General features: G+C 64.6%; 19 protein-coding genes, 1 tRNA gene, 3 other RNA genes and 1 pseudogene. 12 read left to right on the top strand and 12 right to left on the bottom strand.

The window, feature by feature from the left end:
• Positions 1 to 29: 29 nt before the first annotated feature.
• The 5 genes from rnd to ASF90_RS15200 all read left to right on the top strand — a co-directional run bounded on the left by rnd (position 30) and on the right by ASF90_RS15200 (position 3815).
• Positions 30 to 1124, top strand: coding sequence for a ribonuclease D (gene rnd, locus ASF90_RS15215; RefSeq protein ID WP_055851909.1), 1095 nt, complete (start codon positions 30 to 32; stop codon positions 1122 to 1124).
• A gap of 524 nt (positions 1125 to 1648) precedes the next feature.
• The gene (locus ASF90_RS15210) at positions 1649 to 2050 is read left to right on the top strand and encodes an H-NS family nucleoid-associated regulatory protein (RefSeq protein WP_055851906.1); all 402 of its coding nucleotides are present in this window, start codon (positions 1649 to 1651) and stop codon (positions 2048 to 2050) included.
• Positions 2051 to 2135: 85 nt separating this feature from the next.
• Positions 2136 to 2211, top strand: a tRNA-Ala gene (locus ASF90_RS15205).
• A gap of 153 nt (positions 2212 to 2364) precedes the next feature.
• Complete coding sequence (locus tag ASF90_RS23895) at positions 2365 to 2541, top strand: hypothetical protein (RefSeq protein ID WP_162847468.1); 177 nt, start codon at positions 2365 to 2367, stop codon at positions 2539 to 2541.
• A gap of 188 nt (positions 2542 to 2729) precedes the next feature.
• A complete protein-coding gene (locus tag ASF90_RS15200) occupies positions 2730 to 3815 on the top strand; it encodes a diguanylate cyclase (protein ID WP_055851903.1) in 1086 nt (361 codons plus the stop codon).
• Between the two features lie 338 nt (positions 3816 to 4153).
• On the opposite strand, the gene ASF90_RS15195 is transcribed toward ASF90_RS15200, so the two are convergent.
• Complete coding sequence (locus ASF90_RS15195; RefSeq protein ID WP_055851899.1) at positions 4154 to 4663, bottom strand: chemotaxis protein CheW; 510 nt, start codon at positions 4661 to 4663, stop codon at positions 4154 to 4156.
• A gap of 11 nt (positions 4664 to 4674) precedes the next feature.
• Positions 4675 to 6333, bottom strand: coding sequence for a methyl-accepting chemotaxis protein (locus tag ASF90_RS15190; protein WP_055851896.1), 1659 nt, complete (start codon positions 6331 to 6333; stop codon positions 4675 to 4677).
• 299 nt (positions 6334 to 6632) lie between these two features.
• On the opposite strand from ASF90_RS15190, the pseudogene ASF90_RS15185 reads away from it, so the two are divergent.
• A pseudogene (locus ASF90_RS15185) lies at positions 6633 to 7251 on the top strand (DNA-3-methyladenine glycosylase).
• Here the strand turns inward: ASF90_RS15185 and ASF90_RS15180 are convergent.
• Positions 7191 to 11585: a DEAD/DEAH box helicase gene (locus ASF90_RS15180; RefSeq protein ID WP_055851892.1), complete on the bottom strand. Its 4395-nt coding sequence runs from the start codon at positions 11583 to 11585 to the stop codon at positions 7191 to 7193. The pseudogene ASF90_RS15185 and the gene ASF90_RS15180 overlap by 61 nt on opposite strands.
• A 350-nt stretch (positions 11586 to 11935) precedes the next feature.
• Between ASF90_RS15180 and ASF90_RS22570 the strand changes: the two genes are divergently transcribed.
• The 3 genes from ASF90_RS22570 (at position 11936) to ASF90_RS15175 (ending at position 12648) form a co-directional block, all read left to right on the top strand.
• Positions 11936 to 12011: non-coding RNA, sX9 sRNA (locus ASF90_RS22570), on the top strand.
• 68 nt (positions 12012 to 12079) lie between these two features.
• Positions 12080 to 12155: non-coding RNA, sX9 sRNA (locus ASF90_RS22565), on the top strand.
• 112 nt (positions 12156 to 12267) lie between these two features.
• Entirely contained in the window at positions 12268 to 12648 is a 381-nt protein-coding gene (locus ASF90_RS15175; RefSeq protein WP_055852311.1) for a DUF3301 domain-containing protein, read from the top strand.
• 71 nt (positions 12649 to 12719) lie between these two features.
• On the opposite strand, the gene ASF90_RS22560 is transcribed toward ASF90_RS15175, so the two are convergent.
• The 9 genes from ASF90_RS22560 to ASF90_RS15135 all read right to left on the bottom strand — a co-directional run bounded on the left by ASF90_RS22560 (position 12720) and on the right by ASF90_RS15135 (position 20218).
• Positions 12720 to 12796, bottom strand: a non-coding RNA gene (locus tag ASF90_RS22560) — sX9 sRNA.
• Positions 12797 to 12886: 90 nt separating this feature from the next.
• A complete protein-coding gene (locus ASF90_RS15170) occupies positions 12887 to 13261 on the bottom strand; it encodes a hypothetical protein (RefSeq protein WP_055851889.1) in 375 nt (124 codons plus the stop codon).
• 32 nt (positions 13262 to 13293) lie between these two features.
• Positions 13294 to 13734, bottom strand: a complete 441-nt coding sequence (locus ASF90_RS15165; protein WP_055851886.1) for a ClpXP protease specificity-enhancing factor — start codon at positions 13732 to 13734, stop codon at positions 13294 to 13296.
• A gap of 78 nt (positions 13735 to 13812) precedes the next feature.
• Complete coding sequence (locus tag ASF90_RS15160) at positions 13813 to 14448, bottom strand: glutathione S-transferase N-terminal domain-containing protein (protein WP_024939278.1); 636 nt, start codon at positions 14446 to 14448, stop codon at positions 13813 to 13815.
• 756 nt (positions 14449 to 15204) lie between these two features.
• Positions 15205 to 15963 (bottom strand): cytochrome c1, encoded by a 759-nt coding sequence (locus ASF90_RS15155; protein WP_055851883.1) that lies wholly within the window; start codon positions 15961 to 15963, stop codon positions 15205 to 15207.
• Entirely contained in the window at positions 15956 to 17215 is a 1260-nt protein-coding gene (locus ASF90_RS15150; protein ID WP_055851880.1) for a cytochrome bc complex cytochrome b subunit, read from the bottom strand. The genes ASF90_RS15155 and ASF90_RS15150 overlap by 8 nt, the downstream gene beginning before the upstream one ends.
• Entirely contained in the window at positions 17215 to 17859 is a 645-nt protein-coding gene (gene petA, locus ASF90_RS15145; protein ID WP_055851876.1) for a ubiquinol-cytochrome c reductase iron-sulfur subunit, read from the bottom strand. The genes ASF90_RS15150 and petA overlap by 1 nt, the downstream gene beginning before the upstream one ends.
• 366 nt (positions 17860 to 18225) lie before the next feature.
• A complete protein-coding gene (locus ASF90_RS15140) occupies positions 18226 to 19203 on the bottom strand; it encodes a lytic transglycosylase domain-containing protein (protein WP_055851874.1) in 978 nt (325 codons plus the stop codon).
• Between the two features lie 49 nt (positions 19204 to 19252).
• Entirely contained in the window at positions 19253 to 20218 is a 966-nt protein-coding gene (locus ASF90_RS15135) for a WYL domain-containing protein (RefSeq protein WP_055851870.1), read from the bottom strand.
• A 109-nt stretch (positions 20219 to 20327) separates the two neighbouring features.
• Here ASF90_RS15135 and ASF90_RS15130 point away from each other — a divergent pair, with 109 nt between their 5' ends.
• The 3 genes from ASF90_RS15130 to ASF90_RS15120 all read left to right on the top strand — a co-directional run bounded on the left by ASF90_RS15130 (position 20328) and on the right by ASF90_RS15120 (position 24153).
• On the top strand, positions 20328 to 20936 hold the full coding sequence (locus tag ASF90_RS15130) for a glutathione S-transferase family protein (RefSeq protein WP_055851868.1): 609 nt from the start codon (positions 20328 to 20330) through the stop codon (positions 20934 to 20936).
• A 76-nt stretch (positions 20937 to 21012) separates the two neighbouring features.
• Positions 21013 to 22482, top strand: coding sequence for a tRNA (N6-isopentenyl adenosine(37)-C2)-methylthiotransferase MiaB (miaB, locus tag ASF90_RS15125; protein ID WP_055851863.1), 1470 nt, complete (start codon positions 21013 to 21015; stop codon positions 22480 to 22482).
• 684 nt (positions 22483 to 23166) lie between these two features.
• The gene (locus ASF90_RS15120) at positions 23167 to 24153 is read left to right on the top strand and encodes a PhoH family protein (protein ID WP_055852306.1); all 987 of its coding nucleotides are present in this window, start codon (positions 23167 to 23169) and stop codon (positions 24151 to 24153) included.
• Positions 24154 to 24202 lie beyond the last annotated feature (49 nt).

The following is a 24202-nucleotide window of genomic DNA, read 5'->3' as shown; positions in this document are numbered from 1 at the left end:
CGCAAACCCTTGCTGTCGACGGAAATCACGTGCCCCATTGGATCACCCACCCCTCCGAGCTGACCGAACGCCTGCAGGCGGCGCGTCCTTCGCGCATCGGCCTGGATACCGAATTCATTCGCGAACGCACCTACTGGCCGCAACTGGCATTGGTGCAGATGGCCATCGGCGAGGAGATCCTGTTGATCGACCCGCTGATCCCGGGCATGAACGAGGCGCTCAAGGAGTGGTTGACCGCCACCGACATCGTCAAGGTGATGCATAGCGCCAGCGAAGACCTGGTCACCTTCAAGTGCGCATGCGGCGTGTTGCCGCGTCCGCTGTTCGACACCCAGATCGCTGCCGCGCTGGCCGGTGTGGGTGGCGGCATGGGCTACCAGAAGCTGGTGCAGGAAGTCACCGGCACCTTGCTGACCAAGGGCGAGACGCGCTCGGACTGGATGCGTCGCCCGCTGTCGGCATCGCAACTGGAATACGCCGCCGACGACGTGCGTTACCTGTTCGCGATTCACGACGAGCTGACCCGTCGCCTCACCGAACAGGATCGCCTGGGCTGGCTGGCCGAAGACGCCGAGCGCCTGCTTGCCACGGTCGAGCACGATGACGGCGAGCGCTGGCCGCATGTGAGCCTGCGCACTGCACAATTTCTGGAGCCGGCCGCGCAACGTCGGCTGCTGCGGCTGCTGCGCTGGCGCGATCTGCAGGCGCGTCAGAGCGACCGCCCGCGCAGCTGGATTCTGGACAACGAACTGGCCAGCCAGGTGGCGCGCTTTCCGCCCGCGGATCTGGACGCCTTGCTGCGTCAGTTCGACAAATTCCCCAAGGCCCCGCGCAAGCTCGCCAACGCGGTGTGGGACGCGCTCAACACGCCGCTACCCGACGAAGACACCGCACCGCTGGCGCAGGCCGCCACCGATGGCAACAAGGCCGTGCTCAAGCGTTTGCAGGATGCGGTGGCGCAGCGCAGCCGCGAACTTGGCTTAGCGGACGGCCTGCTCGCCTCGCGTCGGCATCTGGAAACCCTGATCGAGCAGCACAGCTGGCCTGCCGCGCTGGGCCAGTGGCGACGCGAAATACTGGAAGCGCAGCTGATGCCATTACTGGCCGACAACACGGCGCAGTGAACCCGGCGTTACGCAGACGACAGCCCGCAGCGATGCGGGCTTTCTTTTTTGCCAGATGCGGTCTGCTCGAAGCGATGCGTCCGGGTCACTCCGGCGCTGCGCAACGCGCCAGAGTGTGTTGGAAACAGTCCATCCCCTGCCCAAGTGTCCTTGCGCTGGTAGCAGCCCCAGACATCACTCTTGCGCGCAGTGCGAGGTCGCTCACTCCTAGCGTCGTGGCCCGGTACTTCGGCTCATCGTCTGCATCGGCAGAATGATGCGGTCATAGTCGCGTAAGCCGATGCTGCGCTGGTCATTGCTCATCGCCTGCTCCCGCTCTCGTCATGGTCGGATTTGCTGGCCTGCGTGTAAGCTTGGCAGCGCCCGCAACGACAATGCGAAAGCGGCCAGGCAGACCTTGTGAAAAGGCTGTTCACGTCGTGTGCAAGCCCCCGCACACGCAGCGGTCGCCCCCGGGCCGCATGCCATAATGGCGCTCGCCCCTAGGGCGGCGTCTCCACTCTTTATTCCGAGGCCATACCTCTGTGAGCAATACCTCTTCGAAACTGGATTCCATCGCGCAAGCCAAAGCCAAGCTGCTGGACGAGCTGCAGAAGCTGGAAGAACAGGAGAAAACCGAGCGCGCGAGCGAGGCATCCTCTGCGCATGCCACCATCGTCTCGCTGCTTGAGCAGTTTGCCGGTCACTTCAATACCAAGCAGCGCAACGATATCGCGGCCTATCTGGGCACCACTTCTGCGCGCAAGGAAGTGGTCAAGAGCGGCCGTAGCGAAGTGAAGCCGAAGTACGAGCTGCCGCACACCGGCGAAACCTGGTCTGGCCGCGGCCGTACCCCGAAGGCCTTCGCTGCCTGGGAAGGCTCGGTGTCGTACAAGGAATGGAAGGCCAAGAACCCGGACCTCAAGTTCCCGTTGATTCGCGAGTAATCCGTGCGGGATTGACCGGTTTGCCGCAGTCCGCTGCCGGTTGCCTTGGCGAACGGTGCGGCATGTGGTTAGAATCGAGTCACGTGGGGCGGTAGCTCAGCTGGGAGAGCGTCGCGTTCGCATCGCGAAGGTCGAGGGTTCGATCCCCTTCCGCTCCACCACCGCATCAAACGAAGAGCCCTGAACGTTCGCGTCCAGGGCTCTTTTGTTTCAGCTGTCCCAACGGCGCCAAGCGGGCGGAGGGACAGGCCATGCCGCCGATATCACATCGCGCGCGCTAACGTCCGCCTCTCCATCCCAGCGGACCCTTCGCCATGAGCAACCAACAGCGCCAACCCGACAGTGCCGACGACGACGCCAGCGGCGTCTCCGACAGCCAGGACTCGCGCAAGCAGGACGAAACCGCCAAGCAGCGCCCGGGCCAGGAAGATCTGAAAGTGCATGACGAGCACAGCCGCCGCCCCAAGGGGACTGCCGGCCAGGGCGAATAGCCGCACCGTTCGACAGACCGAGTACTGCAGCATCGGCGTGGGTTCGAAGCCGCGTCTGCGGCCCGCCGATGTGGCAAGATCCTGACATGTCAGCCGCTGGGGCGGCCGACATTTCGGCGCACCTAACGGCAGCGACCATCGCTGCAGACACTTGATCGCCTTGATGGCGCTTGTTGCAAAGGCCTTGCATGCAGCTTCCCGACGCGCCCGCGTTGCACCTGATCCACGCCACCTTGTTGCCGGGCGACATTGGCGCCTTGTTGGGTGCGCGCCCGCCAGCCAATGAAGACGACCGTCTGGCCGCACTGCATGCCTACCAGCTTCTGGATACCGCCCCCGAGCCGCAGTACGACGCGCTCGCCGCCGACGCCGCCACCCTGTGCCGCACGCCCATGGCGCTGGTCTCGCTGGTCGACACGCAGCGGCAGTGGTTCAAATCCAAGATCGGCATGCAGCCGAGCGAGACGCCACGCACGCTGTCGTTCTGCGCGCACGCCATTCTTGCGCCCGACCAGCTCATGGAAGTGGCCGACACGCATCTGGATGCGCGCTTCGTCAACAACGCGCTGGTCACCGGCGAGCCGCAGATCCGCTTTTACGCCGGCGCGCCCCTGCTGACCTCCGATGGCATCGCGTTAGGCACCTTGTGCGTGCTCGATCGCACGCCACGGCGGCTGTCGGGCGCCGAACGCGATGCGTTGCGGGTGCTGGCGCGGCAGGTCGTGGACACCATCGAGTTACGGCGTGCGGCCGAGCTGGTCGAGCTCGATGGATTACGCGACGCGCTCACCGGGCTCTGGAACCGCGCCGGGCTGGAGCATGGCTTGCAGCGTCTGCAAGACACGTGTGCCGCAGCGCCGGAACAGTCGCTGGGCTTTTTGCTGATCGATCTGGATGGCTTCAAGCGGCACAAACTGCAATCGGGCGTTGCCGCAGCGGAAGCGACGCTGGTGCAGGCGGCAAGACTGGTCGAGGCGCAGCTGCCGCAGACCGCGATCGTGGCGCGGCTGGACTGCGATCGGCTGTGCGTGGCGCTTCCGGTAGCGGGGGCGTCTGCTGCAGCGCACGCTGCAGAAGACATCGGTCAAGCAGTCGAAACCGCGCACTGGCCCATCGGTACGTTGACCGCCAGCATCGGGCTGGTCGATGTGCCTGCCAGCGAGACGCTCGACAGCAACACCTTGCTGGCGCGCGCGCGACATGCGTTGCAGGGCGCGATCTGCGATGGACGCAACCGCGTGCAGCGGTTCAGCGGCTGGCATCTGCAGGGCTGACACTCGCCCGAGCTGAATTGCTCGCGCTGTCTTTACTGTGTGCCCTGAGTAACAGACGCTGCAGTGCCATGCACGTAGCACTGCGGGTACACGGCGCTACGTAACACGTGTTCAACATTGGTTGATGCGCGCCTGCGACGTTCTGACGCCGAATGCATTTGTGCTACGTGATTTGCCTTGGGCAGCGAGCGGCAGTCAAACTACTGCCGCGCCCGCTACCCAACCAACGCGCCCGGCTTACGAATCACCGCGACTCACGACGCGCAGTCTCTCTACGCGCTGGCAGTCGTTTGCACTCTCAATCAACCAGCATCGGCTCGCCAGAATTCCAAGTGGGCTCAGGCAGCCAGCGCGTCGGCGTTGCCGGCAATCTCGTCCACCTGCAGCACCTGTTCCATCTCCAGCAGCACCACGAAGCGCTCGCCCACCTTGCCCATGCCACGCAGCAGATCGCGACGGATATGCGTACCGAACGCCGGCGCCGCTTCGATATCGTCATCGGCCAGTTCGATCACCGCATTGACGGCGTCGACCAGCACGCCGATCACCTGCGTGCCCTGCGCCTGCTCGGTGGACAGAATCACGATGCAGCTGCGCTTGTTGATGGCGCTGTCGGCACGCCCGAGCCGTGCCTGCAGATCCACCACCGGCACCACCGCGCCGCGCAGATTGATCACACCGCGCACGCACGCCGGCATCGACGGTACTGGCGTCGGCGTGCGGTACTGGATGATTTCGCGAATCCCAAGAATGCTGGTGGCGAAGGTTTCGCCGTCCAGCTGAAAGGTGAGGTATTGGGCGGCTGCATCGGCATCGCCCGGCATGACATCGGAAGTCTGTGCGGTCATTGATCGATCTCTCAGAAGCGAGCGAACTGGCCTTCGTCCGGGCCCTCGGACATCGCATATGCCGGCGCTGCAGTGCCACGCCAAGCGCGCGCACCTGCAACACGTGCCGGGCGTGCAGCGACCTGCTTGCCACGCTTGGGCGGCGTGCTCGCAGCGCCCTGCCCGCCCAGCCGGAAGAACGCCATGCTCTGTTGCAGCTGCTCGGCCTGCGCGCTCATTTCTTCGGCGGTGGCGGCCAATTCTTCGGAGGCGCTGGCGTTCTGCTGGGTGGTCTGGCTCAGCTGCACCACCGCCGAGTTGATCTGACTTACACCCGAGGATTGTTCTTCGGAAGCGGCGGAGATTTCCTGCACCAGATCCGAGGTGCGCTTGATGCTCGGCACGATGGTGTCGAGCAGGCGCCCGGCGCGGTCGGCCAGTTCGACGCTGGAACTGGCCACCTCGCCGATTTCCTGCGCGGCCACCTGGCTGCGTTCGGCGAGCTTGCGCACTTCGGCCGCCACCACCGCAAATCCCTTGCCATGCTCGCCGGCACGCGCCGCTTCGATGGCGGCATTGAGCGCGAGCAGATTGGTCTGATAGGCGATGTCGTCGATGATGCCGATCTTCTGCGCAATCTGCTTCATCGCCTGGGTGGTGGCCACCACCGCTTCGCCGCCTTCGATGGTTTCCTTCGCGGCCTGGGTGGCCATGCCGTCGGTGATGCGGGCGTTCTCGGTGTTCTGACTGATTGATGCCGTCATCTGCTCCAGCGAGGCGCTGGTTTCTTCCACGCCGGCCGCCTGTTCGCTGGCGGCCTGCGACAACGACTGCGCAGTGGCGCTGACTTCTTCGGACGCGCTGGCCAGGGTCTCGGCACTGGTATTCACCTCGCCCACCACCTGTGACAACTTCTGCACCATGGTGCGCATGGCTTCGAGCAACTGCGCGGTTTCGTCGCGACCGTGTACATCGATGCGCATGGTCAGATCGCCCTCCGACAGGCCATTGGCGACTGCAACCGCGCGACGGATCGGGCCGGTGACGCTGCGGCTGATCACCACCCCAAGCGCGGCGCCGAGCAACACACCGCCGCAAATGATGGCGATCAGCAATTTGGAACTGCGCGCATGGATGGCGCCGGTTTCTGCGTTGGCCGAGGCGGCGCTGCGCTCGCGCAGTCCGCTCAGATCGGTCATCAAGGTATCCACTTCATCCGAGCTGGCGCGCACCGCACGCGACAATGCAGCAAGTTCGGGATTGGCCTCGCGCATTGCTTCGCGGTTGGCGGCTTCGATAAAGCGGCCGCGCTCATCCAGATAGGTCTGCCACGCACGATCGAACTGCGCCAGTTTGGTCTTGCCTTCTTCGGTCTGAAAGCTGCCGCGCGCACGGGTCATGTGATCGACCACCTTGGCGGTGTACTTGTCGATGTTTTGCACATGCGACTGGCGTTCTTCCGCGCTGCTGGCCAGCAACAGGTTGGCGCGTGCGCGGCCTGCGTAGATCAGATTGATGTTGGCTTCCTTGACGTTGGACAGGCCGAGCAGCTCGCGCTCGTACAGCGAGGCCGACAGGTCGCTGATGCGTCCGGAGTTGGAATAGCCGACCCACCCGATGCACGCGCCGATCGCCGAGACGATCAGAAACGCCACGATCAGCCTGGTTCCGATTTTGAAGTTGCCTAACATTGGGGAGTTCTCTTTGAGTGCTGCGTGGGCTGCATGCGTTGCATGGGCAATCGACGGTGCTGCGCGTGCCGATCGCACGATGCGGACTCGTCTAACCAATCGTTGATAGCTATCGGCGCTGGCAAAACACGCTTGATATGCTTCGATCGGTACAGCGCCTATTCATGAGATTGGATATGCAGTTTTGTGACAGGTCCGGCGCTCCTGACCTGGCGCATTCGGAAAAACCCTACCCACGCTCCGCGGGATGTCCGGGACAGTCCGCAGAGACATCACGACCGGGCGGCTAGGCTGATGCCATGTCGCCCACGCCACTGCCCCGCGCTTTCTACGCACACGATTCGCGCAAGGTTGCGCCGCGCCTGCTCAACAAGGTGCTGGTCAGTGCCGATGGCCGGCGCGGCCGCATCACCGAGGTCGAGGCCTATTGCGGCAGCGACGATCCAGCCGCGCATTCGTTCCGTGGCATCACCCCGCGCACGCAGGTGATGTTCGGCCCACCCGGGCATCTGTATGTGTCTCATCTATGGCATGCACTGGGCGATCAATGCAGTCTGCGGCGGCGCCCCCGGGCACGCCGTGCTGATCCGCGCGCTGCAGCCGCTCGCTGGCGTGCAGGCCATGCAGGCGGCACGCGGCGCCGCACCGGCCAAGGCACTGACCACTGGCCCCGGCCGTCTGGCGCAGGCGTTCGGCGTCACTGCGGCCGACAACGGACTGGACCTGACCGATGCTGGCGCACGTCTATGGATCGAAGACGATGGCACCCCGCCGCCGGCGGTTGCGCTCGCGACGCCGCGCATCGGCATCCGCAAGGCCGTCGACCAGCCATGGCGCTGGGTGGTGCCCGACAGCGCCTATTTGTCGCGTCCGCTACCACGCGTGACCGGCACGCGTGCGGCGCTGCCAGGCGACTGAGCCAGCCATTGCTGCATCGGCGTCGGCTCGGCCGCACCTGGCCCGCGTTGCAGGAGGCGCAAGGCCTGCTCGGTGTGTTCGGCGGTGAGGTCCTGCAGCGGTTGGAAGCGATCGGCAGCCCACACCGCCATCGGCACGCCGTCGAGCGATGCGACGCGATTGCCCGGCACGCGTGCCACGCGCTCGCCAGGCAGGATGCTGCCCAACAGATTGCTGGGATCGCTTGCGCTCACGCACACCCAGCGCTGCTGCGGAGCCTGGGCGCGCACGCGGCGCAGGGCCGCGATCGCATCCGGCAATGCAAACTGCTCGCCAGACAGACCGGCGATGAAACGGCCGCCGCGGATTTCGCCGCGCGCTTCCAGGCGTTGATACATGCGCAGTAGTTCGCGCCAGGGCGGCAACCACGCCGCCTCGCGCTCGAGCAAGCGCCAGCACACCACGCCGTAGCGGCGCAGCAGCGTGCGCGCGACGTGTTCAAGCATCTCTTGATGCCGCTCGCCGGCTTCGGCCAGCGGTAGCTCGGCAAGCGCACGCACCGGCGCCCATCGCCCGGCATCGCGTATGCCCAGAGCAGTGGCACGACGCCGCTGCCGCGAGAGCGCCGACGGCCGCTTGGAGGCCGGCACCAGCAGCGCGCGCAGCCCGGCATAACTGTCGCAATGCGCACGGCCACGCATCACCAGTTCGCTCAGGGCGTCTTCCAGCTCGGTGCTCATCAGGTGCGCGGCATCGGAAATCTCGTCGAAGAACAACGCACCCTGCTGCTGCAAGACCTCCACCACACGCTGCGCGCGCGACCCCAGCGGTGCGTCGTCGACCGCACGTGCCAGGCCACTCCAGCGCTGCGCGTCACGGCGCGGCAGCAGCACGATTGGAGTCGCCCGCAACGCGGCGCCGCTGCGTCCACCGCCCGGCCGCAAGCGCGCCCACACGGTGCGTCCGGCGGTGCATAAATCATCTAGCCAGGCAGGTTGATAGTCGCGCACACGCGCCGGCAGCACTTCGCTTTCCCACAGCACGGCCGGCGCTTCGAAGCCTTCCAGTTGCCCGACAACCCCCGCCAATGCGTCCGGTCCGGCAACCCGGCTATCGCTGTCCACATGCTGCCACTCGAACAGAAAGCGCGCGTAATCGCGCTGCGACACCGGCTCGATCTCGCGCCGCAAACGCCCCAGCGTGTAGCGATGGATGCGCGCCAGCAAATGGCGTTCGCACCATTCTTCCGACGGCGCATGCGCACTGAATTGGCCGGCCATGACATAGCCCTCGCGCTGCAATGCCAGCAATGCCAGCGCGATCTCGTCTTCGGGCAAGCGCAATGCGGCGGCCAATGCCGACACTTGTGCCGGGCCCACTGCCGACAAGCGCCCGCGCAACAGCTCGCGCACCGCCCAGTCGCGCTCCCAGTCGGTCACACCGCAGTCGGCCGGCGCTTTCAATGGCGGCTGCGCCGAGGCGTGCGGATACAACGGCATGAACCAATCGATCCGCTCTGCGCTGATCCACAGTGCCGGAGCGCCGTCCATCAGCAGGCAACTGGCGCGACCATCGGCGGCGAGTGCCGTCAACCACGGCTGCCACTGCGCACCGGCCATTTCATCGACCGGCAGCACGCCCAGCCCGACCAGGGCCTCGTGCATCTCTTCGGCATCGCGGGGCTGCGGCCAGGCTTCCTCACGCACCGACGCGATGGCCTGTGGGTCCAAGCGCCCCAGGTCGTCGCTGTTCTGCGGGGTGTAACGGCGGCTTTGCACCGCCTGGGTGCGGCGTTCTTCCAGCGGCGCATCGTCCAGAAATGCGTACGGACGCGCATTCAAGGCTTCGGCCGCCAGCGGTGACGGCGCCGCCAGATCACGCGCCACCAGCGTGATGGCACCCGATTCCAGCCCGCGCAGCACCTGCAACCAGCCTTCGCTGTCCATCGCCTGATGCAGGCAATCGTCCAGCGTTTGCGTCACCAACGGATGATCCGGTACCTCGCGCTCGCCAACCAGATTCTCCGCACAGGCCACCTGATCCGGGAACACGGTCGCCAACAGGTCTTCGGACTTCATCCGCTGCAACTGCGGCGCCACCTTGTTGCCACCGGTGAAACGCGGCAGCGCCATTGCGTTGGTCGCATTCCAGCGCCAACGCACGCCGAACAGCGGCGCATCCAGCAGCGCCTGGATCAGCACATGCTCGGCCGACGACGAATGCAGATAACGGCCAACCTCTTCCAGCGCAAAACTGTGACTGGTCGACAGCGACAACACGATCGCGTCTTCTGTCGCTGCGGTCTGTAATTCAAAATTGAAGGTGCGGCAGAAGCGCTTGCGCAATGCCAGCCCCCATGCGCGATTGATGCGGCTGCCGTAAGGCGAGTGGATCACCAATTGCGTTCCGCCGCTGCCATCGAAAAACCGTTCCATCACCAAACACTGCTGCGTGGGCATGGCGCCCAGCGCCGCGCAGGCATGCGCCAGATAGTCCACCAGTTGCTGCGCCGCTTCTGCAGAGCAGCCCAGCGTGCTGCATAGCCAATCACGTGCTGCCTGATGCGGTGCGTTGTCGAGTCGGGCCGCAATCTCGCCGCGCAGGCGCGACACCGCTGCTGACAGCTCGTCGCTGCGGCCAGGCGCTTCGCCCAGCCAGAACGGGATATTCGGCGGCGCGCCCTTGGCATCTTCCACGCGCACGCGCCCGGCATCCACGCGCAGGATGCGGTAGCTGGCATTGCCGAGCTGGAACACGTCGCCGGTGAGACTTTCGACCGCAAAATCTTCGTTCACCGTGCCGATCTTTTCGGCCTGCGGCTCCAGCACCACGCTGTAATCGCCGGTTTCGGGAATGGTGCCGCCGGAGGTCAGCGCGGTCATGCGCGCACCGCGGCGCGCATGCAGCCGCCGATGCACCGCATCGCGATGCAGATACCCGGCACGCGGGCCAAGCCGGGTGCTGAAGCCCTCGCACAGCATGCGCACCACGCTATCGAAGGTGGCACGGCTCAGCTGGGCGAACGGCCACGCGCGCCGCATCAGCGCAAACAGCGCATCTTCGTCCCAGTCCTCGCAGGCCGCTTCGGCCACGATCTGCTGTGCAAGCACATCCACTGGCGCCAAGGGGATGCGCAGCGCATCCAGTTCGCCACGTCGGATGCTGTCCAGCAACGCCGCGCATTCGACCAACTCGTCGCGGGTCTGTGGAAACAGCCGCGCCTTCGGCGTGCCGCCGACCTTGTGACCGGAGCGGCCCGCGCGTTGCAGGAAGGTGGCGATCGAGCGCGGCGAGCCGAGCTGGCACACCAGATCCACATCGCCGATATCCAGGCCAAGCTCCAGCGATGCGGTGGCCACCAGCACGGTGAGTTCGCCCGCCTTGAGCCGTTGTTCGGCCAGTAGACGCGTCTCGCGCGACAGACTGCCGTGATGCGCGGCAACGCGTTGCTTGCCCAACAAATCGCCCAGATGCCGCGCCGCACGCTCGGCCATGCGCCGCGTGTTGACGAACACCAGCGTGGTGCGATGTTGCTGCGCAAGCGTGGCCACGTCGGCATAGACCTGCAGCCATTGGTCGTTGGACATCACCACGCTCAACGATGTGGGCGGCAGCGCCAACGCCAGATCGCGCTCACGCGTGTAGCCGATATCGACGATCTCGCAGGGCGGCGGCACGCCGTCTTCGCCCACGCCGACCAGAAACTGCGCGACGGTATCGATCGGCTTCTGTGTTGCCGACAACCCGACCCGCGTGATCGGTTGATCGGCCAGTCGCTGCAGCCGCTCCAAGGTCAGGCTCAGATGACTGCCACGTTTGTCCGCCGCCACCGCATGGATTTCATCGACGATCACTGTGCGCACATGCCGTAAGGCACTGCGCCCGGATGCCGAGCCCAGCAGCACGTACAGCGACTCCGGCGTGGTCACCAGAATATGCGGCGGCACGCGCCGTGCCTGAGCCCGCTCGCGTTGTGGCGTGTCGCCAGTGCGGACCGCCGTGCGCACCGCCACGTCCGGCAGGCCTTCGGCGGCCAGGGCCACGCGGATGCCTTGCAACGGCGCGTCCAGATTGAGATGGATGTCGTTGGAGAGCGCCTTCAGGGGCGACACATACACCACCCGCGTTTGGTCAGGCAGCGCACCGCCGTTGTCCAGGCCGTCGCGGATCAGCGCATCGATCGCCGCAAAGAACGCGGTCAGCGTCTTGCCCGACCCGGTCGGCGCCGCCACCAGCGTATGCCGCCCTGCCTGGATCGCCGGCCACGCAGCGATCTGCGCCGGCGTGGGCGCAGCAAAGGTCCGCGCGAACCACGCGGCGACCACAGGATGGAAGTGCTGCAGAACAGGATGCATGGGCGATGCCCGACACCACGACGCCAACCGGCCGCCCGGCAATCGGATTCAACTCGGCGAGAGAGCAATGGATGGGGGTCGGCAGCAGCCCACACAAGCCGGATGCGGCGTTGGCAGTGAACGATTTAGAGCAACTAGACAAGACTACGCCGCGACCATCAAACCGGTGCAGCCGCCAGGCGGGCACGCTCGGTGCCCTGAATCCTGTTTACCACGCTTGCACTCTGGTGCCCGTGTACCGTCCACGTCCGCTTCGCGGTGACTCGCTACGTTGTGCTGGCCGCTCTTGATGCGAGCAAGCAAGGCTAAAGCGCGAGCACCCGACGGGCGCGGCCGGTGCCCGGACTCTTGTGTATCGCGCTTGCACTCTGGTGCCCGTGTACCGTCCACGTCCGCTTCGCGGTGGCTCGCTACGTTGTGCTGGCCGCTCTTGGTGCGAGCAAGCAAGGCTAAAGCGGGAACACCCGACGGGCGCGGCCGTTGCTCGGGCTTTTATGTATCGCGCTTGCACCCTGGTGCCCGTGTACCGTCCGCGCCCGCTTCGCAGCGGGTCGCTACGTTCTGATAGCAGCCCCTGTTGCGGCATGGCTGGGGCCGGACTGCGGGGTGCGGGATTGCGAGCACCGCCGATTGCTTGGCGATGATGGCGTCGCTGACGCAACGCTGCGGGCCGAGCGGACGATTGTCGATCGGCCGCAAGCCGTGGCACATTGGCGGCATGCCTAGCCTCATCCTCTTCATGATTGCCGGCGCTGCGCTGTTCGCGTTCTGGAACTCGTCGCGGGCGGCGGCCGAACGCGCCGATATCCTCGGCCGCAATGCCTGCCGTGCTGCAGATGTGCAGTGGCTGGACCAGAGCGTGCACTCCACCAATCTGCGCATCTGCAGGATGCCCAATGGATGGCTGGGCTTCGAGCGCACATTCCGCTTCGAGTATTCCTACGATGGCGCAGATCGCCACAGCGGCAAACTGGTGCTGCGTGGCGATCAATTGATTGCCTTCACCGGGCCGCAGGTTGCGACGGTGCGTGCGCTGCACCCGGAGCAAGAACGGCTGGAATGAGCAGGCTGCGTTGGCACCTGCCCTGGCGCCTTCGTCTTGCAGCTACCTGATGCCTGATGGCAGCGTATGGCGGCTTACACAGCGTCGCGAGCAGTCGCCAGGTGGGTGCGGAAGGCGCGCTCAGAACCGGAGTGGACGGTTGGTCCCTGCCCTAGCGCCGGCCGCGCCCGCTTGGCGATGAGCGCAGCACTTTGTTAGCCGCTGTTAGCCGCGACTGTCGTCGTGCGTTGTCCGTGGCTCAGTCCATCAGGCGACGAATGGCAGACCTCCAGCCAGATCCGGCCATCGGAGCTGCCGCGCCATCCGGCACCGACTCGTAACCGTCGCCCCTGCCGCTCAACCAGCGTAGCTGCTGCTTACCCTCGCGGCGCAGCTGTGCTTGTGCGAACAGGCAAAGCGGATGCTGCATGTCCGCCCGCTTCAACAGCCGCGACTTGCCAGCCACTTCGATGCTGAGAAAGTGCGCTTCATCGGGCGTATCGACATAGCTGCGCGCCACAAGACAGCGCGCACCCTGCGTGAAGCGATAGAGGTCGTACTCGTAGTGGTAATCGACCGCGCCGGACGCATCCGGCTCACTGCAATCGACATGACGCGCGCGTTCCACCAGCATGGGAACGCTGCGGTCAGCCATCTTGCGCGCTGTTACTTGACCACGCGCAGATGCGGGCGCTTGCCACCGCTTGGCGGCTCATCCGGCGCAGGCGTGCTCGGCGGCGGTGCACCGGGATCCGGCGGCTCGCTGCTGGTGCCGGGAATGTCGTCCGGCAACGCCATGCCCTGCCCGGTTTCGCGCGCGTAGACCGCCAGCACGGCAGCCATCGGCACCATCACCGGGTAGCTGACGCCGCCGAAGCGCGCAGTAAAACTCACGCTCTCGTTGTCGACCTGCAGCCCGACCACGGCGCGCTCGGCGATGTTCAACACAACGCGGCCATCTTTGACAGCACTGGCCGGCACTTGCACGCCGGGCAGTCCTGCATCCACCAAAACGTGCGGCGTCATGCCGTTATCGTTGATCCATTCAACCAAGGCCCGCAACAGGTACGGACGATGGCTGGTCATGCGGGGGAAATCTTCGCTCATGACGTCATTTTACCCGGACATGGCCCGCAACGGCGGCGACGCGCTCGCAAGTCGGTCTGTTGGCATACAGCCGTCACATCAGCCCGGCAAATCACGCAGCTTTTTTTCCTGATCAGTGAGGCTGCGAATGAAACCGGGATTGCGGAAGATCCGGTTGCCGTAGTCCTCGATCGCCTTGCCATCCTTGGGCAGACCGATCTCCAATGCATCCAGTCGCCAGATGATCGGCGCCATCGCGCAATCGGCCAGACTCATTTCCGGATTGAGGAAGAACTTGCTGGCCTTGAACAGCGGCACCGATGCGGTGAGCAGTTCTTTCAGCCGCTTGCGGCCGGCTTCAGCCTGGGTCTTGTTGCCGAGCTGGATCGCCTGCACCTGCGGCACCCAGTCGTGTTCGATGCGCAGCATCGCAAGACGCAGGCGCGCACGCGATAGCGGGTCGACCGGCATCAGCGGCGGATGCGGATAGCGCTCGTCCAGATATTCGCTGACCACCGATGCGGCATACAGCACCAGGTCGCGTTCGACCAGCGTCGGCACCGAATGATAGGGATTGAGATCGATCAGATCTTCGGGAGGATTTTGCGGGTCGACCGGCACTAGGTCGTAGGTCACCCCTTTCGCTGCCAGGACCAGACGGACCCGGTGGCACAACACGTCGTCGTTGGACGAAAACAAAGTCAAGGTATTCCGCATACGCACACTCGTCGCCATTCAAGGCTCTCCGACGACCGGAATCCGCCGGCCGCATCGGCGCGGTCGGCCCAACGCCGACCGTCACCACGGTCCTTCGAGTGTGCAATCACGTCACGCAAAAGCCAAGAGTGATAGGGCTTATTAATGCACGGGTAGCCGATGACGTTGTCGACTTGTCAGGCATGGCAGACGATTTGCGCCGTTTTGGCGGAGATATCGCTTTGCGGCGATGAGGTTCAGGCGCCGACACCAGCCGATGCGTGGCATTGCAGTCGATGCCCCCACCTGGATGCCACTTCGTGAAGCCTGCGCCCCGCAGGACATCGCGCCACAGCGGCCAACGTTGCACTGGCAGAACCGCTGAGTTGTATGGCTTGGTGTGACCACTGGCTGACGCCACTGCAGCATTGCGCAGGTTGCGCAGATCGCGTGGTACATGCGGCTTGCTATTGCCGGGGTGTGCTTTCGCTGTCGTGAGCGGACCGACGCATTGCGGAATGCCTGCAGTGCGTGCTGTATCCGCGCAGATCTGCGCGAGTGATCGAGATCAACATCGTCGTGCCAGCAACGATTGGCCGGTCGTGCATGCATCACTTGACAGCCTACCCTCACCCCAACCCCTCTCCTGTGGGGAGAGGGGCTTGAGCATATAGGTCAGTGTCCGCGCTTGGCGTCCGCAGCTTGGTGCCTTTTACTTGGTACGTGCTTGAGGCATGCGCTTGGTGCAGGCATTAATCGGAGATCACGCCCCGATCAATGCACGTCCCTCAAGTCTCAATGCACATCCTTCCAGTATTCCGTCTTCAGCAAGTACGCGATGAAGGTGAGGAGCGCCAGGAACAGGATCACCCACACACCCATGCTCTGCCGCTTCAATGCGGCCGGTTCGCCGGCGTACTCGAGGAAGTTGGCGATATCGCGCACCGTCTGGTCGAACTCCACCGGGGTCTGACGTCCCGGCTGCCCAAGCTTCAGCGCCTCAACCGGTTTGTCGCCGGTGGCCTTGTCGGGCGGGCCGAATTGCGCCTGCTGCAGGCCTTGCAGCTCCCACAGCGGATTGGGCATGGACGCGTTGGGGAACAATTGGTTGTTCCAGCCCAGCGGACGGGTCTGATCCAGATAAAACGACTTGAGGTAGGTGTACACCCAGTCGGTACCGCGTACGCGCGCGATCAAGGTCAGATCCGGCGGTGCCTTGCCGAACCACTTGGTCGCCGCATCGTGCGGCATGGTGCCTTCGATATGCTCACCGACCTTGGCCCCGGTGAAGTTGAGATTGGCCATGACCTCGGCTTCGCTCAATCCCAGATCGCTGGCCATGCGCGAGTAGCGCAGGTACTTCAACGAGTGGCAGCCGGAGCAGTAGTTCATGAACAACTGCGCGCCGCGTTGCAGCGATGCGCGGTCGCCCAGATCGTTGCCCGCCTGCTGCACCTTCCCGCCTTCGGCAGCCATTGCGCCTGCGGCCAGGGTCAGGCCACACAGCAGTGCCGCCACGCGCGACTTCCATGACATCACGATGCGCTTAGTCATGGGTCGTCACCCGCTCCGGTACCGGCTTGGTCTTGTCCAGCCGCGTCCACACCGGCATGGTGATGAAGAAGGCGAAGTACAGGAAGGTAAGCACACGCCCCACATAGGTTTCGTGCGCATCGGTGCCGGGGCCGGAGCCGATCACACCCAACCACACGAAGCACACCACCAGCACGCCCAGCGCCACCTTCGAGATCCAGCCGCGATAGCGCACAGAGCGCACCTTGGCGCGATCCAGCCACGGCACCAGGAACAGGATGGCGATCGCCGAGAACATCACCAGCACACCGCCGAGCTTGTTCGGTATCACGCGCAACATCGCGTAGTACGGCGTGTAGTACCAGACCGGCTTGATGTGCTCCGGCGTTACCAGCCGATTGGCCTCGGTAAAGTTGTCGTGCTCCAGAAACAGGCCGCCGAACGCTGGCGCGAAGAAAATGATGAAGGCAGCAATTAGCAGCAAAAAGCCGACGCCAACCAGATCTTTCACCGTGTAATACGGGTGGAACGGGATGCCATCGGCGGGCTTGTGCGCATCCCAGCGATTGCCCTTCGGCCCCTTCTTGATATCCACGCCGTCGGGATTGTTGGAGCCCACTTCGTGCAGCGCGCCGATGTGCAGCACGATCAGCAGCAACAGCACCAGCGGCAGTGCGATCACGTGCAGCGCGAAGAAGCGGTTGAGGGTGGCATCGCCGGGCAGGTAATCGCCCATGATCCACTCCGTCAGCCCGTTGCCGATCACCGGGATGGCGCCGAACAACGAGATGATGACCTTGGCGCCCCAGAACGACATCTGGCCCCATGGCAGCACGTAGCCCATGAAGGCTTCGGCCATCAGCACCAGGTAGATCAGCATGCCCAGAATCCACACCAGCTCGCGCGGCTTCTGGTAACTGCCGTACATCAACCCGCGGAACATGTGCAGATACACCACGATGAAGAACAGCGAGGCACCGGTGCTGTGCATGTAGCGGATCAGCCAGCCCCACTCCACGTCGCGCATGATGTATTCGACCGACGCGAATGCTTCGGCGGCGCTGGTCTTGTAGTGCATCGTCAGGAAGATGCCGGTGACGATCTGATTCACCAGCACCACGATGGCCAGCGAGCCGAAGTAGTACCAGAGGTTGAAGTTCTTCGGCGCGTAGTACTCGCTGATGTGCTTGCGGTACGTGGGCATCAGCCCGGGCGCGCGTTCGTTGACCCACTCGAACACACCGTTGGCGGTACGAACCAGGATATTGCTCATCAGGCAGCCCCCGTGCTTTTGGTCGACGGACCTGCACCATCCGGATCGACGCCGATCACCAGGGTGTTGTCGTCCACATAGTGATGCGGGGGCACCAGCAGATTGATTGGTGCGGGCACGCCGTCGAAAACGCGGCCGGACATGTCGAAACGCGATTTGTGGCAGGGGCAGAAGTAGCCACCCTTCCACTGCGGATCGTAGGGCTCGGGCCGGATTTCGGCCACCATTTCCGGTGAGCACCCCAGATGCGTGCACAACCCGACCAGCACCGAGATATCGGACTTGATCGAGCGGTACTCGGGGTTCTTCAGCACGTACTCGGGCTGTTGGTCCTTGTTCTCGGACTTGGGGTCCTTGAGCCGGTCGTCCAACGACGGCAATGCATCGAGCATCGCCTTGGAGCGCTTGACGATCCAGATCGGCTGACCGCGCCATTCCAGGACCAGCCGTTGCCCTTCCTGCAAGGCGCTGATGTCGGCGGTCACCGGTGCACCTGCCAATTTGGCACGTGCACTTGGATTCCACGACTTCACGAATGGAACTGCAACAAATCCTGCTCCGACCGCACCGACCACGGCCGTCGTCGCGGTCAAAAACCGACGACGCCCGATATCAGCAGGTGCGTTAACCCCATCGTTGGCCATCCGGCTCTCCGATCTTAATTAGGTAGCGTGAGGCTGCCAACGGCTGGCGGGGGGTCCAGCCGCGATGAATCGACCGCAGTGTAGCGGAACGCTTAATGCACAGACAATGCAATGTACGCAGTCGGGCATGTGCGATGCAATGGCCGATGTGCGCGGTCGCCTGTCGTGGTGCCTGCGAACCGCGATAACCCATGCGATGGTTGTGACGCAGTGCGCGCAGACGGCGCATCGGTGCGAGGGCGCGATGAGGCAGCGGAGGCATCGCTGCGCGTGTGCAGCACTGGCGACCATGCGAACGGCAAGGCCTCATGGAGTCACCACCTCAGCGCTGCCTGCATCTGCAAGTGCCGGGGCGCAGCGCGTTGCTCAGTTGGCAGTTGCGCTCTGACCGCGATAGCGGCCGGCCAGCAGGCCGACGCGTTGCACGTAGCGCTGGGTCTCGCTGTAGGGCGGCACGCCACCGTAGCGGTCCACGGCACCTTCGCCGGCGTTGTAACCCGCGGCTGCCAAGGTGAGGTCGCCATTGAAGCGCTTCAGCAACCACGAAAGGTATTGCACGCCACCGCGAATGTTTTGCGATGCGTCATAGGCATCGTTGACGCCGAAGCGGCGTGCGGTACCCGGCATCAATTGCATCAGTCCCTGTGCACCGGCGCGACTGAGCGCCAACGGGTTATAGGCCGACTCGGCATGGATGATGGCCCGCACGATGGCTTCTTCGACCCCGAACTCGCGCGCCGCCGACGCGATCTCCTGCTGGTAGGCCGCAGTGTTGAGCCGGATTGCGCCGAAGTTGACGCCCGGCTTGGCGCCGCAGGCGTAACAGGTCTCGATGAAGCTGTAGTGGATGGTGCGCAGCCCTTCGATGCTGGCAACCTGGCGCGGACGTGCGCTGGTGTAATGACGCACGCCGTCCTTCATATACGAATAGACCTGCCCGCTGACCACGCGGCGCGGGTTGACCGCGGCGGCCGGCATGATCGATGTCGCACGCTCTGCCACCGGCAGCGCACGCGGCGCGGCCACAGCGGCCTCGGCCGCGCGCCTTGGTGGCGGGCTGATGATCGTGGCGGGCGCGCCACTGTCGATACTGGCGATGGGACGAGCCAAACCGCTGGACCCTGCCGACGCCGGGTACACAGGCGAAGGCGAAGATGGCGGACGACGGGCCGAGCGGTCGGGGGTATAGCTGCTGATGACGCTACAGGTGGCGCCACTCTGGCGCTTGCTCAGGTAGCTGGTGATGCCGTCGCCGCTGACGCACTTGTATAGCGTGCCGGCGCTGACCGGCGCAGCCGACAACGTGACAAGCAATAACCCCAGCAATCTTGACATCCCCTTCATGCGGCGGAGTGTCCCAGCTTGCCCCGGGCTTGCCAAGAGGCGGCAATGCTCAGGCCGACGGCCGGTGCAGTCGTGTCCGCAATGCATCCAGCGCATCGACCAGCGGTTGCCGCAGGGCGTCCGGCGCAATCGCCTCGAACGGCAGCTCCAGCAACAGCAGATTGGCCGCAAGCGCCGGCATGCTCGGCGCGCCCAACCCAAGCCAGCAATGGCCTGCCCCGTCTGCCTCCAGCGCGCCCAGCCAGGGTGGAACCTGCGCGGCCAACGCCTCCAGCGTCCCCGGCAGGCGCACCCTCACCCGACAGGGGAACGGCGCTTCGCCGATGGCGTTGCGCAGCAACTGCAGCGGCTCCTCCGGCAGCGCACGTGCGCCGAACCGGGCCCCGGTAAGGACCGCCAGATCGATGCGATCTGCGCGCAGCGTGCGCCAATCCTGGCGTTCGCAATCCCAGGCCAGCAGGTACCAGCGCCGACCGTAGTTGACCAACAACGCTGGCTCGACACAGCGGGTGGTGGCCACGCCGGAGTGACGTCGATAGTCCAGCCGCAGCGTGGTGCGGTCGCGGCAGGCACCGGCAAGCTGCGCCAGCAAGGCCGCATCTACCAGGGTGCCCGCCTCGGCAATCGGCATGCTCGCCATGGCAGCGTGTGCTGCGCTGGCGCGTTGACCGCTCCGCCGTGGCAGCAGCGGGTCCAGCTTCGCCAGCACGCGGGCCGCCGCCGCATCCATGCCGGCGATGGCCGGGGCAGCCGCGCGTAGGGCGATCGCCACGGTCAGGGCCTCTTCTTCTTCGAACAGCAGCGGCAAGGCCGCCGCACCCTGCCCCAGCCGGTAACCGCCACCGGATCCCGGCGCCGCATGCACCGGATAGCCAAGCTCGCGCAGTCGCTCGATATCGCGCCGCAGGCTGCGCGGGTGCACCTCCAGGCGCTCGGCCAGTGCAGCGCCCGGCCAGCTGCGGCCACCTTGCAGCAAGGAAAGCAGTCGCAACAGACGGGCAGCGGTCGAAGCCATGGCGAGACGGTATTGCGGACAGAAACTGTCCGCAAGGCCCCCTTAGGATCGTCATATCAGCAATGACCTCGAACCCACCTCACCACCACCTGCTCTCAAGGAACCCACCATGTCCGCCGACCGCCACATCACCCTGTTCCACAATCCCCGCTCACGCTCACGTGGTGTCCTGGTGCTGCTGGAAGAGCTGGGCGCCAGCTACAGCCTGCAGATCATCGATCTGGAAAAGGAGCAGCAGCTTGCGCCGGAGTTCCTCGCGATCAACCCGATGGGCAAGATCCCGACGATCGTGCACGGCGACAGCGTGGTCACCGAACAAGGCGCCATCTATCAGTACCTGGCCGAGCTCTACCCGGAAGCCGGCCTGTCGCCTGCGCCGGGCGACGCCGACCGCGGAGCCTACCTGCGCTGGTTGGCGTTCTATGGCGCGGCATTCGAACCGGCAATCGTCGACCTTGCGCTCAAGCGCTCGCCCCCACCGCGCTCGCTCTCGCCCTATGCCGACTCCGACACCGTACTGAACGTGGTCTACGCACAGCTGGCGCAAGGCGACTACCTGCTGGGCACGCGCTGCAGCGCAGCCGACGTGCTATGGGGCGGCGCATTGGCATGGATGGTGCAATTCGGCATGATCGACCCGCCGGCCCCGACCCGCGCCTACATCGCACGGATGGCCGAGCGCCCGGCATTCGCGCGCGCAACCGGCGTCGACGCGTAGGCAGCAAGCTAGCAGCGCAAGCGCTGCCGTGAGCGGGTAAACTGTCCGGCTATCTCACCCGCCTGGAATAAGCGCCATGCCCGGGACATCCGTTTCCGATTTGTCCGCGGCCACCGCCGTGGACGCACCTGCCCTGCTGCCGTTGCCGGTCGCCCGCCCTGCGGCACCCGCCGTGGTGCGTGGCAAGCTGTACATCAAGACTCACGGTTGCCAGATGAACGAGTACGACTCGGCCAAGATGGCCGACGTGCTTGCCGCATCCGAAGGGCTGGAGCTGACCGACAACCCCGAAGACGCCGACGTGGTGCTGGTCAACACCTGCTCCATCCGCGAAAAGGCGCAGGAAAAGGTGTTCAGCCAATTGGGACGCTGGCGCTTGCTCAAGGAAAACCGCGCCAAGGCCGGCGGTACGCCAGTGATCATCGGCGTGGGCGGTTGCGTGGCCTCGCAGGAAGGCGAAGCCATCGTCAAGCGCGCGCCGTACGTGGATCTGGTGTTCGGGCCGCAGACCTTGCATCGCTTGCCGGAACTGATCCGTGCACGGCGCCAATCCGGCAAGTCGCAAGTGGACATCAGCTTCCCGGAAATCGAGAAGTTCGATCGCCTACCCGAACCGCGCGCCGATGGTCCATCGGCGTTCGTATCGATCATGGAAGGCTGCTCCAAGTACTGCTCGTTCTGCGTGGTGCCTTACACACGCGGCGAAGAAGTCAGCCGCCCGTTTGAAGACGTGCTGGTGGAAGTGGCGCAACTGGCGGCGCAAGGCGTGCGCGAGATCAACCTGCTAGGCCAGAACGTCAACGCGTATCACGGTGCGTATGGCGCCGATGCCGGCGAGGCAGCGCAGTACGCCGATCTGGGTCTGTTGATCCGCACCATCGCGCAGATCGAGGGCATTGGCCGCATTCGCTTCACCACCTCGCATCCGCTGGAGTTTTCCGATTCGCTGGTGGATGCGTATCGCGACGTGCCGCAGCTGGCCAACTATCTGCATCTGCCAGTGCAGGCAGGCAGCGACCGCATTCTGTCGGCGATGAAGCGCGGTTACACCGCACTGGAATTCAAATCCAAGATCCGCAAGTTGCGCGCGGTGCGCCCGGATATTTCGATCAGCTCGGATTTCATCGTCGGCTTTCCCGGCGAGACCGAAGCGGATTTTGAAAAGACCATGAAGTTAATCGAAGACGTCGGCTTCGATCAGAGCTTTTCGTTCGTGTATTCGCGTCGCCCCGGCACACCGGCTGCGGACCTGGAAGACGACACGCCCGATGCGGTCAAGCAGGCGCGTTTGGCGCGCTTGCAGGCACACATCAGCGCGCATGCGGCGACCATCTCGCAGTCCATGGTCGGCAGCGTGCAGCGGGTGCTGGTGGAAGGCCCATCGCGCCGCGATCCGAACGAGCTGACCGGCAAGAGCGAGAACATGCGACCGGTGAATTTCCCCGGCAATCCGCGCCTGATCGGGCAGTTTGTGGATGTGTTGATCACCGAGGCGATGAGCAATTCGCTGCGTGGTCGCATCCAACTGGACGACAGCACCAGCTGACACACGCGCCGCAGTTGTGCGGCGCTGCGCCGAGACAGTCTTTGCAGCGCACATACATCGCACGTGCGCTGCACGCGTGATGCCGTGTCGGCACACCTGAAAGATCGATGCAAGCTGCCAGCCGCATTGCGTGCTGGCGCGTGTGCTGGATTAGGCGGCGCACGTGCTGTCGCGCGTGACTCCTGCCTCGCCTCCATGCAGTGGACTCGCTGCTTAGCGTGCTCATGGGTGATGCGCGAGATGCATAGTCGCGTTGCCGGAGACGATGTCGCCACCTGCTCGCGCATCCGGCGATGCGCCGCAGAGCGGCCACATCGCTGCACGCAGCATTCCACCGCATCCGCTGCAGTGGTCAAAAATTCACCACACCGCTACAACACCTTGCAGCACAAGGCGTGGTGACACTTACCCACAGGCTTTGCCGAATTCGATCCACACCGCATGTGGACAACCTCGCAGGCACTGGTGATTTTTTCACCACATAGCTCTCAGACCTTGTGCCAGTAAGGCTGACGCAATCTATCCACAGGTTAGTGATGCGTGACTCCACAGCGCTTGTGGAAAACTGCCGGCGCGCGCAGCGGCCATCGCAGGCGCCACCGGGTTTGTTGGTGGGATCACATGCTGCGCGCTACCCTCATCTGCCGCCCTACCGACGCCGTACGCGCGCTGTCCGACCCCACCATGAACTCACCTGCCTACCGCGATTTCACCCTGGAACCCGACGACACCGAGCGCCTGGCCAATCTGGCCGGCCCGTTCGACGCGCACCTGCGCCAGATCGAACTCAAACTTGGCGTCGAGATCGCCAACCGCGGCAACATCTTCCGTATCACCGGCCCGGAACCGGCAGTCACCGCCGCGCAGACGCTGTTGACTGCGTTGTATGACGAAGCCGCCTCGACCACCTTCGATAACCATGCGATCCACTTGCGCTTGACCGATGCCAATGTCGAGCATGTGGCAGACCGTGCGTACCAGGCGCAGGACGTGGCGATCAAGGTCAAGCGCGGTACCGTGCGCGGCCGCGGCGCCAACCAGGCCAAGTACCTGCATGCGATCGCCACGCACGACATCAATTTCGGCATCGGCCCGGCCGGCACCGGCAAGACCTTCCTGGCAGTGGCCAGCGCGGTGGAAGCCTTGAACGAATCGCGCGTGCAGCGGCTGATCCTGGTGCGCCCAGCGGTGGAGGCCGGCGAAAAGCTCGGCTTTCTGCCAGGCGACCTCAGCCAGAAGGTGGACCCGTATCTGCGCCCGCTGTACGACGCGCTGTACGAGATGCTGGGTGTAGAAAAGGTGGTCAAGCTGCTGGAAAAGAACGTCATCGAAATCGCCCCGCTGGCCTATATGCGCGGCCGCACGCTCAACGATGCCTACGTGATCCTGGACGAGGCGCAGAACACCACCATCGAACAGATGAAGATGTTCCTGACCCGCCTGGGCTTCGGCTCTACTGCCGTGGTCACTGGCGACCTGACCCAGATCGATCTGCCCAAGCACGTCAAATCCGGCCTGCGCGATGCGATCGAGGTGCTGCACGATGTGGAAGGCGCCAGCTTCACGTTCTTCGAAGCACGCGACGTGGTGCGGCACCCGTTGGTGGCACGTATTGTCAAGGCTTATGAAAAGCGCGACCTAGTCGAAAAGCCTGCCGAACCTGCGGCATGACGGTGTAACGATGGCGCCCTGCTAAGCGGGGCTTGGTGCAAATTCAGGA

The organism is Xanthomonas sp. Leaf148 (assembly GCF_001423585.1).
Lineage (GTDB): Bacteria > Pseudomonadota > Gammaproteobacteria > Xanthomonadales > Xanthomonadaceae > Xanthomonas.
Note: the sequence above shows the minus strand (reverse complement) of the source record. Positions and strands in the feature narration are given on the sequence as shown.